This window comes from Pseudoalteromonas sp. 2CM28B (genome assembly GCF_023161935.1).
On the sequence record NZ_JALNTH010000016.1, the window covers coordinates 16075 to 30988 of the forward strand.

Sequence of the window (14914 nt, forward strand, 5' to 3'; positions counted from 1 at the left end):
CATGAAAATTTCGTTATTAACGGTTAAGAACTTTAAAAAGTTTAGGAATAGAGAATTCCCGTTCAATGAACGAGTGAATATCATCGTGGGTGACAATGATACTGGCAAATCAACTCTGTTAGAATGCATTGAACTGGTAATTAATGGTTACTACAGGGGTAAACCAATTTCAGCTCAATTGTCGCCTGAACTTTTTAATGCTGAAGCGACATCTGATTATCTCGACAGTGATAAAAAAGCAGAAAACCTTCCTGAAATTGTAGTTGAAGCTTTTATTGATGATTGCCCTAAATACAAGGGTACAAACAATTCAAAATCAATTAATAGCGGTGGAGCTTGTATCAGAATCTGTTTTGATGAAGATTTAGCCAACACATATGACGAGTTAATTGGCAGTGGTGCAGATATTCAATCGATACCAACTGAGTTTTACAAAGTTGAGTGGTTTGATTTTGCTTGGAACAGCATTAAATTTCTAAATCGAGAAGCTAAGTCTTTGCTGATAGATCCCACAAGACTACATCCCACCTACGGTAAGAACCAGTACATTACAAATATAATTGACTCGACGCTTACAAAACGGGAGCAAGCGTTACTTTCATTAGGTTATCGAGAACTAAAGTCTGCATTTAATGAACAAGAGCAAGTTAAGGAAATAAACGACAAGCTCGACGCTGATAATTCAGTAACTAAAGGAAAGCTAGATGTTGTTGCAGACATGGCTCAAAGTAAGTCTATCGAATCAGGTCTTCAATTGGCTGTAGATGATGTAGCTTTTCCAATGATTGGAAAAGGTGAACAGAATCAAATACAAATAAAGTTAGCTCTGGCTAACAAGTCAAAAAATATTGATTTTGTTATGGTGGAAGAGCCAGAAAATCATTTATCACATATAAACTTGTGCAAGCTAATAAACTCAATATCTCAGCAAATCAATACTCAGTTGTTTTTAACGACACATAGCTCTTATGTTTTGAATAAGTTGAACCTTGAAAACCTGTGTTTGCTTGGTAAAAACTACACACAACTAAAAAGTATTGATCCGAAGGTTTCCAAGAGACTGCAACGATTGCCAGGGTATGACACTTTGCGAGTGGTTTTATCGTCGAAGATAGTTTTGGTTGAAGGGCCTTCAGATGAGCTGATTTTAAAGAAGATCTACTTTCAGCAGCACCAAATATTGCCTGAAGAAGATGGTATAGACATTATTGTTGTACGTGGTATTGGTTTCAAAAACTATATAGAAATAGGCAAACACATAGGTACAAAAATTCACGTTGTTAAAGATAATGATGGGGATTACGATGCAAATATAACAGCTTGGAGTAAAGGTCTAAGTTGTTCAGTATTTTCTTCTAGTGATAATGATTTGAATTCACTAGAGCCAGCAATGATAGCCATAAACGCCAACTCGGAAGATGACTTAGATAAGTTTGCGAAGGTGGCTCTTTCGAGTACAACTTACAATAAATACATAAAGAAAAAAGGAATAGAAGATAAGGTAAAGGCTTTCAGAAATTGGTATGCCGCCGATGGTAAGAATCATGGATCACGAAAAGTTGACAGTGCTGTACGCATATTTGATTCAAATGAGTCGATTGAATACCCAGACTATTTAGTGAAGGCGTTAAAGTTTGACTAATAAGCTTTTAATTGCCAGTGCAGGCGCAGGTAAAACACATAGACTCGCTAAATCGGCTTGCGCCGCTGCAAGTGACAATAAACGAATACTAATACTTACGTACACGCGAAGTAATCAGCAAGAGATAAAAGATAGGTGCGTAATTTTAGGTGGAGCGAAACAAGGTAAGATCGATGTCAAAGGCTGGTACACTTTTTTACTCGAAGATATAGTACGGCCTTATCAGTCGATATTTTTTAAAAATAGAATTAAATCGATTAACTTTAATCAAAGTAACCCACATAAAAAGGGTAACACGACTATTGCGGGAACGGCAGAAGAGTTTGATGCTAAAGCTTGCAGTGTAAACCTTAAACACTTTCTAACAAGCAACAATTCTATGGTACATACCGAGTTTTTATCTAAGCTGGCTGTAAGAATATTAAAGGTAACTAATAGTCTTGCTGTAGAAAGAATTTGTGAACTTTATGATCACATTTTTATTGATGAAGTTCAGGACTTAGCAGGTTGGGATTACGACCTACTCAAACCTATATTTCTGTCAGTGATGCCAATCACTTGCGTCGGTGACTTTCGACAGACCATTTATGACACAACGTCTAACCCGAAAAAGCCGAGTTCTAGTATTGATAAACTGGCTTTTTACAATAATTTAAAATTCGATAAAGAAGAGCTAGCTTCAAGCAGACGATGTATTCAATCTATATGTAATTATGCAGACTCTATCCATCAAGGGTTTGGTTATTTGCCCACTGTTTCTGAAGTTGAAGGTGTTCCTGATGAATTTAGTGATCACCAAGGACTCTTTGCTGTTAAAAAGTCTGATATTAATGAGTATATAAAACGATTTGAGCCAGTTGTTCTAAGAGATAGCGTAAGATCAGCAAACTACCTTCACAAAAATGATTGTGACAAAGTTAACTTCGGTGAATCAAAAGGTAGAACTTATGATCGAACATTAATTGTTCCTACAGCGAACATATTAGCTTTTATCAACGGAGATAAAGACGCTTTCTCATCGTCGAAAACAGATAAAGCTATCAATAGGTTCTATGTTGCTGTTACTCGCGCCAAATATAGTGTTGCCTTTGTGATTGATGATAGTGATGTTTGTAAGACTAAATTAGCTATTTGGAAACCATAATTTTGAGTGTTGAATATATTTCGCCTCTTAAGCCCTTACATAGTATCGAGAGCAAATATGAATTGTAGAGGATGCTCAATCACCACTTAGAAAATGCCGTCTACCACCGCTCCCAGGCTGTGGAACGTGACTGGAAGCCCCTAAGGAAATCCAACTGACATTATGTGGTATCGTCAGAGAGAGCTAACACTGGGAATGTTAGTTGAGTTACTAGCACGAATGCGCTGTCGGTAACTCTGGTGAATGGCAGAGCAATAAAACGAAAAGCAGACTCCGGTCTGCTTTTTTCATGCCTGAAATTCTCCTCTTCAGTTCCTTTTTATTTGGTGCAGGACATAAGATAAAGAGGAGATACTGCAATGACGAGAAGACAAGAACTCATACTTTTTGTGTTAGATACATCAGTAAGGACATTTGACGTACTAGGCGACATAATCGTATTTGTTTGGTTACTACAAGCCGTGTTCGGATTTGATTACCACCCCAGTTACTGGTTTACCGGAGTATATACATGGTATGGCTGTTTTGGCTTCTGGATGTTGGCGTGGTTAATCCACATTTTTGAAAAACACTACAAAAGAAAATACAAAGAGTGATTATTATTGAGCACCGAGGTCGGTGCTCTTTTTTATTTGTAGAAAATCCGGTTGATGTCTTTGATGAACTTGGTTCTAAATATTATGTTCTCTTTCAGATACTCAGCTTCAGCTATGGTTAACATTGGCTGCTTAGTTTTTTTATTAATACGATTTGGCATTTCTTCTAGTAGTTGATCATAGAAACGCTGGGTGTCTGCGTGGATTTTATTTGAAGCGACCACCAAAAATACTTGGTCGTAGAGTTTAGGGGTGTCCAACATGGCACTTTTAAATTTTAAAATACTCGCCTCATGCTGTTGCTTGCGCTTGTATGAATGTTCAATTTCGACAGCTGCTACTTTGTCATTGTTGAGTAGTACAACGGCATCAACATTTTTTACCTCGTTGCTTGGGTATAGTCTTTGAAACTCTGTTTCAGTAACTACTGCTTTCCAAAGTGGTTTGTGATTACCATTGGCATCACAGTTCTGAATACCTGCGGCGAGCACATAACTTAAAATTGCATCGTGCATTATTGAGTTTTGATTTACTTGCTGAATTGGCTCAGCTGTTGACCGAAATGGGAAATCAATCTTCATTAAATCTTTTGCGTAATTAGCTCCTGCGTACGTCAAAACGTAAATACGCCCATCAGTAATACGTGAGGTACTTGCTGATAAAAGCAAACCATCACTTATCATTTTGTTTAAAAAAGCTAGTGTTTTATGACGGGGAGTTTGCCAAATTTCTGCACATACCAAAGGTGATACAAATCCAACTCTAGCTGCAATTAGTAATGCAAATTCTAATTTTTGTTTCCCACGCAATCTGAAATTGTTGCTTTTGGGGTAGTACATTCCAATATCAAAATATCGGCCATAAGCTTCAAGGTTGGTAATACTGTTTTCATTACCATCTGTAATATCTGTTGCTGACATACTCTCTCCTAATGTTTTTAAATGTCAGCTTGAAAAAGGTTCGCCTATGACGAAATTTGTAAGATTTTAAACTCTGGTGATTGGTTGTCAGTTGGGTTGAGAATTGACGCCGAATAACCCAACTGAAAAACCAACCTATGAACTGAATCATCATGAAGGCGCAATTCTTCGAATTGCTAAACGATTTCCAGCTACGCCAGTGCCTATGCTACATTCGTAGCGCACTGTCTTTACGCTACTTCGTAGCTAGCCGTAAATCTAAATCGCATGTGACGTGCTGCGCACAAACCACCAAATCTGCCGTCTAGCGCACGCATTTATGCAAGCAAGTTGCAGCAGTGTCGTAGACGCTGTTTTCTGCGAAAAGCAGCCAAGGTTTTTAAACAGTTTGTGCCAAACTCTCTTAAAAATTTTGCTAAGGCAAAACTGATTTAGTGGTTTGTTCGCTCCACTCACATGCTCAGCTACACAACAAAAAGTGCTTCGCATTTTCATTGTTACGCGATTTGTTGCTTTGATTCTCAAAGGTTTTTGTTGCAGTCATTGTTATCACAATGATGCTGATAATCGCTTCGCTTTCTGTCTATCCTACCTTTCGAACAAGCATAACTTTAATGCGGTTTGGAAACGCTTGATCGTTTATTATTTCAGTCGTTGAACGATAGTCGATGATGTAAAAGCTCAAATTGTAGTGGGTGATTACATCTTGCTTTTATATAACTTTTAATTACTACAAACTTATAAGGAGACTTTATATATGGTTTGAATATTGGTGGTTTGGTCTAAAGCACTAGTCGTTTTTTTGTGCGCCGATAATGGACTCGTGGATAAGCTTTGCACGTTATCAGCCTAAATTATAAAAGCGTCGTTCAACACCTTCTGCTTTTAAATAAACTGAAATTATGAGTAAAAAAACATTTGCAAACGAGCTTTAGATTATTAAGGTCATTGTGTACCGAATGAAAGTTAACAGGTACAAACATGACATTATTAAGTTTAAAATTATTCGATCATTGCTCTGTCGATTCGCCTGCAAGCATTGATGATGACTCTATCCAAGACTCTATTTGTTCCTCAACATTAGAGCCTACAGCAAGTACAAGTATTCTTATTACTGAAGATGCTTTCGTCGATGTATCCAGCGCTTGTTGCGAGTGCGTGGAATACACAACCGATCTTGTCGAGTCAGACTCTTTCGCAATTGATAGTTCTTTAAATGATATCGAAATTCAAGATACCAGCCCTAACACCGATGACTCATCAAGCTGGGGATTTATGCTAAATGACTCTGGAGGAATGAGCACCTTTGATGATTCACATGGAGCGACTGATTGGTTCGATGGCGACATTGGGATCAGTAACAACTGCGATTTCTAACCGCACTTACCAGTCATTTTAGGTTTGATAACGTACAAAGGGTTTTCTTTATGAATGAGTCTATTTGGTTTATCCCTGGGTTGGCAGGTGTAGGCACTATTGTATTTTTTACCAGTATCTACTTAGTAATTAAACACAGCTTAATAAAAATTATTTTAAAAAATAACAAGACCGACATTTAGTCGGCCAAGTCCTCGTTAGTGTTCTCATTTGCCCATCTACTATAGGTGGGCTTTTTAGTTTGTGAATTATAAGCTAAATGCTTTTATTATTCTGACTGCTTATTTAGCGTTGAAAGTTGAGCTTGCAAGGTGAAAGCTTGAAAATTTTGTAGTCTCTCAACATTCGCCACTACGTTTCTAGCATCGATGTTTTGATAAACTTCATCAATCATACGAGAGTCTTTGTGACCAGTGAAAACTTTAACTTGTTCTTTAGTAAAGCCTTGCTCTAAAAGTCGGGAAACCCCCTCACGCCGTAAATCATGCAAGCGCAAGTCGTCAATGGCGAGCAAACGAACTATCACACCAAATTTGCTTGTAATTGTTCCTGGTTTAATATTAAAAATTTTGGCATTTGGTTCAACATTGATGGGTTTTAGTTTTTTTAAAACTTTTTTGGCAAGTCCCCATAACGGCATTTGACGAAGCCGATCTTCGGCGTTAGGTTCACCGCTTCGAGGTTTATTGGGTGTTATAGTTATTAGATTATTCTCAAAATCTACATCACTCCACGTTAACTCTAACAACTCTGAACGGCGAACGGTTAGCTCAATATATAAAACGATTAGTGATACATAATTTTCAGTTACGCGGCTAGATTGTTGACGCTTCCAAAAAGCGCGCAAAATTTTACGATATTCGCCCTTTTTTAATCTTCGAAACCTAGTTCCAGACTTAGCAATGTAACCTCGTTTTCCAAGCAATTCAAAATGCTGAGTGATTTGAGTTTTTGAAAGCCCAGAAAGATGGTCATTTTGAGCACTTACATCACCAATTGCCTTGGCTAGAGCCGAGAGGTCTAGTTTCACTGTTTGTGGTTTTATACCTAAACTCAAACGCTCACGGCAAAACTGCTCTAAAGTTTGATAGGTAATATCGATTACCTTGATGTTTGCTATCTTATAGCCATCATTAGTGGTGTTGCCGATTATATGTTTCAATGCACTTGCAGTAGATTTAGCAAAAGATTTTGGAGAACGCTCATGTTCTTTTAAAAGCTCTTCAACAAATTCTCTAAGTGTTGATTGTTCTGAAAGTTTTGGAAGCTCTGCGTTGGTAAATAATATTTTGTGCCCTGCGCTGACGACTTTGGTATTAACCCCTTTTTGTTTTGATTGTTGAACTAACTCCCCAAGCCTAAGCTTTTCTGATTCACCAAAATCGATAGCATCATCATATGAGTCAAAAGTTCTTGAACTGTCGTGCGGGTAATAAGCGGATTTTTCTCTAACGCGGCATTTATATTTAGTTATGCCGTTAGAGTTAGTTTCTTTTATGCTATAAAAAGCCATAGGCAACCTGTATTATTCTTCTATTGTTCTTAAGAGGTTGCCTATTATATTTTCAGAATAGCAAACTTAAACAAGTTTCAAAAACTCACTGCAAATTAGTGTTTTTTTTGTTACCCCTGTTGTTTTTTTAGTCGGTGCGATTTAGAACGTTAATATCTTTGAATTTTTCGAAATGAACCGGATTCATAACGACATAGACTTGCCAAAGAATATTTAAATCTTTGTGTCCCGTGATCCTTGCAGCTTCTTCTATAGATAAACCTTGTTCAATTAATTTGCTCGCACCTTCTCGTCGAAGATCGTGATACCTCAGATCGGTAACCCCTAATTTTTTTAAACTTCTTCTGAAGCCACTAGTGATTGATCTCGAATTATAAGGAAAAATACGGTCATCAACTCTGGGTTGTCGCTCAATAATGTTTAGTGCGGTGCCGAGTAGCGGTAAGATTGAGTTATTGCCCAGAGAGCCACTAGGGTTTTTACGGTCTCTAATAATAATGGTCCGAGCCTGATAATCGACGTCTTCCCAGCGCATGTTACAAACCTCGCCGATACGACAGCATGTCACCAGAGATATTTGGAAAATATCCGCATATGGAATGATACAGCTGTGATGACTCTCTTTTTCTTTCAGTTCAACCATTAATTGTTCAAATTCATCTTTTTCTAATCGACGCTCTCGTTTGTGCGAGCGGGTAATCAATCTCAGATCATGCAAAGCTGGGTAAGCATCAATTACAGGTCTTTCATCTACGTTTACGTTAAACATTGATTTTGCCACTTTTAAAACTTTTCGAATACATGAGACATCAATAGAAATTGTCTGCGGAGAAGGCTGTGTTGCACTGTTTTTTCGTTGTTGGCAAAACTCCACAATATCGGAGGAGGACAAGCGTGTAACTAGAATATTTGCAATCGCATATTCACGGATTTGGCGAAGCGCAAATGTTGCAGTCCGACCAATCGGCCTATCTGAATTTTTCTTTTTAGATACATAGGTATCAATCAACTCACCAAAGGTACAATCAATTAGATCAAAATATGTATTGTTGATGTTATTCTCGACTTTATTGATTAAAGCCTTAGCCCATTTATTTGCAGCCGATTTGGTGTGAAAGGTTTTAGATTTTGAGAAAACTTCAACACCAGATTCTTTTGCTCTTACTTTTGCTAAATAAACCGTTGTGTTCTTCCGCTGCCGCTTCGAAATGCTATAATACGCCATTATTTTATATCCTATTTTTGTGCCCCTGAGGGGGTGTTTTTGTGCCCCTGAGGGGGTGAAATAGGGGTGTTTATGCCGAAAAACGCCATTTTTGGACTTTTATTAATTCTCCATTTGGTTGCTGTAAGGTTATGAATTTAAAGAGGTATATTTCTAAATGGTTAAGAAGAAATTAGATAGGCGTTTTTCCGTAGCACCGATGCTCGATTGGACTGATCGTCATTGTCGCACTTTTCATCGTAAGATGACTAAGCACGCTGTTTTATACACTGAGATGATCACCACGGGGGCGATTTTATTTGGTCGCGGCGATTACCTACACTTTAATCAGCACGAGGGGCCGGTTGCTTTGCAGCTGGGGGGGTCTGATCCCGAGGCGCTAGCAAAGTGTGCAAAGCTTGCGGGTGAGCGCGGTTACGATGAGATTAACTTAAATGTAGGCTGCCCTTCAGATAGAGTACAAAACGGGCGCTTTGGTGCATGCCTAATGGCCGAGCCTGAGCTGGTTGCACAGTGTGTTGCGGCAATGAAAAGTGAAGTTAGTATACCTGTTACGGTAAAAACACGCATCGGTATTGATGAGCAAGACTCGTATGAGTTTTTATGCGCATTAATTGAAGCCAGCCATAAAGTTGGCTGTGATGACTTTATTATTCATGCCCGTAAAGCGTGGTTAAATGGTTTAAGCCCTAAAGAAAATCGTGAAGTACCGCCTCTTGATTACCCACGCGTTTACCAACTAAAAAAAGACTACCCACAGCTCGATTTAAGCATTAATGGCGGCGTTAAAACAATTGAAGAAAGCCTAGCGCATTTAGCGCATATAGACGGCGTTATGATTGGTCGCGAAGCATATAGTAATCCATTTATGCTTAATGAGGTGGATGAAAAGATTTACGGTGAGGTGGCTAATACTCAGACTCGTCACGATGTGGTGCGCGCTATGTATGATTACATAGAAGAGGAAATGCGTTTAGGTGCTAACTTTTGGCATATAGCACGCCATATGCTGGGGATTTTTCAGGGGCAGCCAGGGGCGCGCGGATTTAGACGTCACCTTTCAGAAAATGGTCACGGTAAACAGGCTGATTTGTCGGTAATGGATAAAGCATTAAGTTTTGTGCCTGAGTAATACTAAAGCGCTGAGCAGTTATAAAAAAACCACTTTTTAAAGTGGTTTTTTTATAACTAAAATTTAGTCAAAAGATAAATAAATTAGTGATTTTCGCTTATTAACATTCAGTTTTTAGTCAGTTTAAAATGGCTTGTTAGTTATCTAACTAATTGAATTTAAATGTTTATAAATAACTTTTTGTTACTTGGCATAACTCTTGGAATCTCGTTGTTGTTATCAATTAAAAACAACAGGACAAAACAATGAGTATATTTAATCGCGTAAATGATGTTATCCAATCCAATATTGCTGCCATGCTGGATAAAGCAGAAGACCCAGAAAAACTCCTCAACCTTATGCTAAGTGAAATGCAAGAAGCGCTTAACGAATGTAGAAGCACGGCCGCAGCCTTACTGTGCGAAGAAAAAACGCTTAAACGCCAAATTGCACAAAAACAAAAAGACTTAACTTTGTGGCAAACAAAAGCTGAGCTGGCAGTTGCTAAAAACCGTGACGATTTAGCCAAGTCTGCGTTAGTAGAAAAACAGCGAGTAGATGAGCAAATTGTAGCAAAAAACACTCAGCTAAATACTCTAAAGGAGTCGATAGAGAAAATTACGGCAGATTGTGAGCGCTTACAGCAAAAAATGGCGCAAGCTAAAAGCAAACAAGCTCAATTAATAAAACGCCACGATATTGTTGCTGCACGTGAAAAAGTGAACATGCAATTACACAGTGACAAGGTCGCAAATGCTTTGTCTCGCTTTGAAATGATAGAGCAAAAAGTGGAAGGCATAGAAGCACAGGTTGATGCTTATGAACTTACAAATACAGCGCAATCAACCGCTGAGCAAATTGAGTCTTTAGTTAAAAATGAAAAAATAGATGCAGAGCTGGCTCGTTTAAAAGCCAGTGTTAAGCAAAGTAATACCAATACAACTGCGCCAAGCGCTTAAGGAGTAGAGTATGAATAACTTTAAAACACAGCGTAGTTGGTACAAAGATTCACTGAATAAAAAAATATCGGGCGTATGCAGTGGGTTAGCGCGTCGCCTTGATTTTCCAGTGTGGTCAACACGCTTAGTAACAATTTTATTATTTATAAGTTTTCCGTTTGCAGTAGCGCTTGGTTATTTGATTGCTCACTGCTGCCTTGAAGAGCGTGCGTATTAGGAGAGGGATATGAAAACCTTAGCAATATGTGTTGTCGTATATGTGTTACTTTTTACTGATACTGTGTCGCTAATACATTTTGATTCATGGCAGTTTCCACTTTGGATTGCAGATATGAGCTGGGTGGGGCTTGAGCTGGCTGGCGTATTAGTCGCTATTATTGCAGTAGTAGCCGTAATGGCTTTAGTGACCATGGGGTTAATAGGCGCAGGGATTGTCGCGCTGGTTGGCACCATTTTGGCACTGTTATTTGGTTCAGTGATGATAGCCTGGCCATTGTTATTTGTAGCTGTACTGTGCTGGTTGGTGCTCGATAACAAAAAAGTAACCTCTTAAGCCTTAATTTAACTGACTATTATTAGTTAACTATGTTAAATTTAAAGTGAAATTTTATGCTTTCACAAGGAATAAAGCGATGATGAAGCAGTGCTTTTTTATGGCCTCGGCGTTAATGATTAATGTGTTTTCGTCATCGGTTGCTGCACATGCTGGGCACAGCCACGATACAGACGAAGCTAAGCTTGAAGTAAGCCATGCACAAGTAAGGGCATTTTTGCCTGGTAGTAAATCGAGTGTTGGCTATTTAACAATTTCTAACCACGGTGGTGGTGTTGCTAAATTAACTAAAGCGACCATCGAAGGTTTAGGCCGTGTAGAAATACATGAGCACAAACATGTCAATGGCATGATGAAAATGCAACAGGTTAAAGCCGTCACCATTAAGGGCCATGAAAGCCTAAGCTTTGAGCCTGGTGGTTACCATTTAATGGTATTTGATCCACAAGAACCGCTAAAAGTAGGGCAAGAACGTAAACTCACGCTATATTTTAGTGACGGTAACCGCTTGTTTACTAATGCTCAAGTGGTTTCGCTTGAAGCGCAAGCTGCGCATTCAAAGCCATCTAAAAAACAACACGCTCATCACTAGGAGGATAAATGTCGCAACATAAAGGAAAAATAGCTGGTGCCTTGGTGGTACTACTTATTATTTTTTACGCTATTGCAGTTTATTGGAGCATTGAGCCGGCACGTTTTAACGTAGTAACTAATGCAAAAGAAACCGCGCAAGCACGCAACGAAAAAATGGTAACAGGCTATACAACCACCTCAACGCTTATTACCGTTGCTAGCACATTACTTGATAAGCAAGGTGGGTATTTATCAAACGATGTAATGCCGCCAAGTGTGATAATGGATGACATGCCTGCGTGGGAATATGGCGCGCTTGAAATGGTGCGTGATTTAGCGCTATCAATGCGTAAAGACTTTAGCCGTTCACAGTCGCAATCTACCGAACATGAAGCCCTTAAAAAAGCGCAGCCGCAATTTAATATTAGCTCTGAAGCATGGGCATGGCCAAGTGCCGAGGGAGAGTACCAAAAGGGAATAGACTACCTTCTTGTATACCGCTCACAAATTGCTAACGAGCATGAGCGCGATAGCCAATTTTATTCACGTGCAGATAATCTACGTAGCTGGTTAAAAGAAGCCGAAAAGCGTTTAGGCAGTTTAAGTCAGCGTTTAAGTGCAAGTGTTGGCCAAGACAAAGTAAATACCGATTTAGCCGGTAATTCTTCAAACACGCAAGCGACCTACACACCACTTCAGCAACAAGTAAGAACATCGTGGTGGGAAATAGACGACGTGTTTTACGAGTCGCGCGGTGCAACGTGGGCGTTATTACACTTTTTACAAGCGGTTGAGTATGACTTTGCTGATGTATTAGAAAAGAAAAATGCGCGTGTAAGCTTACAGCAAATTATACGTGAGCTTGAGGCAACACAAGAAACCGTGTGGAGCCCAATTATATTAAACGGGAATGGTTTTGGCTTTGTGGCAAATCATTCTTTAGTTATGGCAAATTATATTTCAAGAGCCAATGCGGCTTTAATCGAACTTAGCGAACTACTAGCTCAAGGATAAAAAATGAAAAAGTATTGTTTAGCAGCTGCCCTTTCAATGGCATGTTTAGCCCCTGCAGCACAGGCAGACACTCTATTAGGTTTATATGTAGGTGTTGATGGCTGGCAGTCAGATAACGACGGTCAGTTTTCTTACAAAGATAACGCACCACAAGATTTTAATTTTGAAGACGAAACCTTTATTAGCTACTACGCGGCACTAGAGCACCCAGTGCCATTAGTTCCTAACCTAAAGCTTAAATACACTGAGCTTGAACTTAATGGCTCGGCAACCCTTACTGATACGTTTAGCTTTAATGGCTCAGATTACGTGGTTGGTACAACTGCAAATACATTAAGTGATTTAACTCACATTGATTACATTCTTTATTACGAAATTTTTGATAACGATTTAATTTCAATTGATTTAGGTTTAAACGCAAAGCAGTTTGACGGTGACATTGTTGTAACTGGTACTACTCAACAAGGTGGCACTAACTTCTCTGAAACTAAAGATTTTTCGGGCTTTGTGCCACTTGCGTATGGCCGTGCTGAAGCAGGCTTACCATTTACGGGTTTAAGCGTGTTTTTTGAAGGTAGCTTTTTGGCTATCGACGATAGTAAAGTACAAGACTACCAAGTAGGCGTAGCGTATGAACTTATTGATAACCTAGCGGTAGATGTAGCTATTAAAGCGGGTTACCGCTCAATGACGTTAGAGTTAGATGATGTTGATGATATTAACACCGATATTGACGCATCAGGCCCATTTGCGGGTATTCAAGTTCACTTTTAATTAGTGAGCTTACAGCGTGGTGTGTTATTTATTAACATGCCACGTTAAATCAAACTCTCCCTCCAATGCATTATTAATTAATTGCTTATACACCTTATTTACAGGGTAATTAATAAGCTTAGAAAGCTCATCGCCTGTTTGGGTAAACTTGTAATAGCTTAATACTAAGTCACTGCTTTTAGCTTTTAACGTCACTTTTTGCGATAAAAACGACAGGGTGAGTTCTTGTCCTGCTTTTAATACCGCCGATTCTATTTCTTTTCTGTAGATTAAATTAAGATCCATTAGCGTTAAAATATCAGGAAAGCTGATCCCCGTTTTTCCTAAATTAAGCGATACCTTATTGCCTTTTCGTAGTAAGTCGAAAAGCGAAGGCTTTTTATAAAACCCTAATAAAATAAAGTGGCTGTCGTCTTTTGCGTTGTAGCTGCTCAGCGATACACACTTTTGTAATGCATCAGCTTCGCGTTGGGTCATATGCTTGAGTGTTTGTAAGCTTTTTATAGAAAATGTACCGGGGTTGAGCGTCTCGCCAGTTAAAATTTTAGCCCATAGTGTTTGCATCGATTCATTTGAGGTGTCTTCACATAGGGCAATAAAGCGCTCTACCCAGTCAGCATCTGGTTGTTTATTGCTTGCCACATCGGGGCAAAATCCCATTGCTTTAGCTAAAATGGTTTCTATATTTTGCTGCTGTTTTATAAGCAGTAAATCTTGGCGCTTTTGGGCGCGCGCTAAAATAGGGTTATCGCTATTTATGTGATAAAGCGGGTTTAGATCGCCTTTAGAGCCGTAACTTTGATCTGTACTTGGTTGCCCAGTATTTGTGGTTATTTTTTTTACGGGGTAGCCAAGTAAAGACTCAATTATATTGGCGAGGTTAATTCTCGCTTGGGCTGATTTTACTGTCATCGTTATCCAGCTGTGTTTTTTGGTCGCGTAATTGCGCTACTGTTTGCAAGTTATTTAAGCCAAGTGACACTGTATTGCTTAATACATACTCACTAAAAATTGATAGATAACCCGAAATTAGCGGGGTATTGGTTTGGCCATTAATATTACACGTTACATTTACCACACCTTCTACTTCGGTAAATGTAATTTCACCTTCAATAATATGCTCATTTTTTAAAAGCGCATTAAAGGTCATTTTATTTTGCGAAAGCGAAGTAATGGTCATTTCTCCATACCCCCAGTCACTTTGCCACGATTGATGCGCGCCTATACCGCGACTAGGTTCGCCTAAAGTGAAAGTGATAGACGGATCTACTTTGCCCCAAGGTGACCATGTATGCCAAAGGCTAAAGTCAGACACCAGCGATTTAACGGTCGCTACATTGGCATTTATTTGTATGTTTTTATTTACGCTGTAATTTTGCGGCAGGGTTAAACCAATCAAAATAGCCACTAAAACTAACAATAAGAGCGTTTTTATAAGGATTTTAAAAAATTTAATAGGCACACCTTTTACGAGTTTTTTAGTTTGAAATATAACAACTTTTTATTAATCGAC

Annotated in this window: 18 protein-coding genes; 12 read left to right on the plus strand and 6 right to left on the minus strand. The window is 38.8% G+C overall.

Annotation, left to right across the window (positions count from 1 at the left end; translation table 11 throughout):
• Position 1: 1 nt before the first annotated feature.
• From MTN96_RS19480 to MTN96_RS19490, 3 genes are all read left to right on the plus strand, one after another.
• Positions 2-1642, plus strand: a complete 1641-nt coding sequence (locus MTN96_RS19480; RefSeq protein WP_188161645.1) for an ATP-dependent endonuclease — start codon at positions 2-4, stop codon at positions 1640-1642.
• Positions 1635-2786, plus strand: a complete 1152-nt coding sequence (locus tag MTN96_RS19485; RefSeq protein WP_188161644.1) for a UvrD-helicase domain-containing protein — start codon at positions 1635-1637, stop codon at positions 2784-2786. Before MTN96_RS19480 ends, MTN96_RS19485 begins: the two co-directional genes overlap by 8 nt.
• 359 nt (positions 2787-3145) lie before the next feature.
• Complete coding sequence (locus MTN96_RS19490) at positions 3146-3382, plus strand: hypothetical protein (protein WP_188161643.1); 237 nt, start codon at positions 3146-3148, stop codon at positions 3380-3382.
• Positions 3383-3414: 32 nt separating this feature from the next.
• On the opposite strand, the gene MTN96_RS19495 is transcribed toward MTN96_RS19490, so the two are convergent.
• Positions 3415-4302: a hypothetical protein gene (locus MTN96_RS19495; protein ID WP_223231645.1), complete on the minus strand. Its 888-nt coding sequence runs from the start codon at positions 4300-4302 to the stop codon at positions 3415-3417.
• A gap of 1010 nt (positions 4303-5312) precedes the next feature.
• Positions 5313-5471 carry a hypothetical protein gene (locus MTN96_RS19500; RefSeq protein ID WP_188161642.1) on the minus strand — a complete coding sequence of 53 codons (159 nt, stop codon included), beginning with the start codon at positions 5469-5471 and terminating at the stop codon, positions 5313-5315.
• Between MTN96_RS19500 and MTN96_RS19505 the strand changes: the two genes are divergently transcribed.
• Both MTN96_RS19505 and MTN96_RS37060 read left to right on the plus strand, forming a co-directional pair.
• Positions 5461-5679: a hypothetical protein gene (locus tag MTN96_RS19505; protein WP_188161641.1), complete on the plus strand. Its 219-nt coding sequence runs from the start codon at positions 5461-5463 to the stop codon at positions 5677-5679. The genes MTN96_RS19500 and MTN96_RS19505 overlap by 11 nt on opposite strands.
• Positions 5680-5729: 50 nt before the next feature.
• Entirely contained in the window at positions 5730-5861 is a 132-nt protein-coding gene (locus MTN96_RS37060; protein WP_262975465.1) for a hypothetical protein, read from the plus strand.
• An 86-nt stretch (positions 5862-5947) separates the two neighbouring features.
• Here the strand turns inward: MTN96_RS37060 and MTN96_RS19510 are convergent, their stop codons facing one another.
• Together MTN96_RS19510 and MTN96_RS19515 are read right to left on the minus strand one after the other, a co-directional pair.
• Entirely contained in the window at positions 5948-7192 is a 1245-nt protein-coding gene (locus MTN96_RS19510; protein WP_248532565.1) for a tyrosine-type recombinase/integrase, read from the minus strand.
• Between the two features lie 127 nt (positions 7193-7319).
• Positions 7320-8417, minus strand: a complete 1098-nt coding sequence (locus MTN96_RS19515) for a site-specific integrase (protein ID WP_248532566.1) — start codon at positions 8415-8417, stop codon at positions 7320-7322.
• A 157-nt stretch (positions 8418-8574) separates the two neighbouring features.
• Between MTN96_RS19515 and dusA the strand changes: the two genes are divergently transcribed.
• The 7 genes from dusA (at position 8575) to MTN96_RS19550 (ending at position 13401) form a co-directional block, all read left to right on the plus strand.
• A complete protein-coding gene (dusA, locus tag MTN96_RS19520; RefSeq protein ID WP_248532567.1) occupies positions 8575-9549 on the plus strand; it encodes a tRNA dihydrouridine(20/20a) synthase DusA in 975 nt (324 codons plus the stop codon).
• 245 nt (positions 9550-9794) lie between these two features.
• Positions 9795-10487, plus strand: a complete 693-nt coding sequence (locus MTN96_RS19525) for a PspA/IM30 family protein (protein WP_248532568.1) — start codon at positions 9795-9797, stop codon at positions 10485-10487.
• Between the two features lie 10 nt (positions 10488-10497).
• Positions 10498-10704: a PspC domain-containing protein gene (locus MTN96_RS19530; protein WP_054983547.1), complete on the plus strand. Its 207-nt coding sequence runs from the start codon at positions 10498-10500 to the stop codon at positions 10702-10704.
• Positions 10705-10713: 9 nt separating this feature from the next.
• On the plus strand, positions 10714-11040 hold the full coding sequence (locus MTN96_RS19535) for a hypothetical protein (RefSeq protein WP_024031509.1): 327 nt from the start codon (positions 10714-10716) through the stop codon (positions 11038-11040).
• A 79-nt stretch (positions 11041-11119) separates the two neighbouring features.
• Complete coding sequence (locus tag MTN96_RS19540; protein ID WP_029773289.1) at positions 11120-11632, plus strand: copper chaperone PCu(A)C; 513 nt, start codon at positions 11120-11122, stop codon at positions 11630-11632.
• Between the two features lie 8 nt (positions 11633-11640).
• Positions 11641-12627, plus strand: coding sequence for a DUF2333 family protein (locus MTN96_RS19545; protein ID WP_004585847.1), 987 nt, complete (start codon positions 11641-11643; stop codon positions 12625-12627).
• A gap of 3 nt (positions 12628-12630) precedes the next feature.
• The gene (locus MTN96_RS19550; protein ID WP_004585848.1) at positions 12631-13401 is read left to right on the plus strand and encodes a TIGR04219 family outer membrane beta-barrel protein; all 771 of its coding nucleotides are present in this window, start codon (positions 12631-12633) and stop codon (positions 13399-13401) included.
• A gap of 24 nt (positions 13402-13425) precedes the next feature.
• Here MTN96_RS19550 and MTN96_RS19555 read toward each other — a convergent pair whose 3' ends face one another.
• Complete coding sequence (locus tag MTN96_RS19555; RefSeq protein WP_248532569.1) at positions 13426-14313, minus strand: TIGR03899 family protein; 888 nt, start codon at positions 14311-14313, stop codon at positions 13426-13428.
• Positions 14282-14863, minus strand: a complete 582-nt coding sequence (locus MTN96_RS19560) for an SRPBCC family protein (RefSeq protein ID WP_004585850.1) — start codon at positions 14861-14863, stop codon at positions 14282-14284. The genes MTN96_RS19555 and MTN96_RS19560 overlap by 32 nt, the downstream gene beginning before the upstream one ends.
• Positions 14864-14914: the final 51 nt, after the last annotated feature.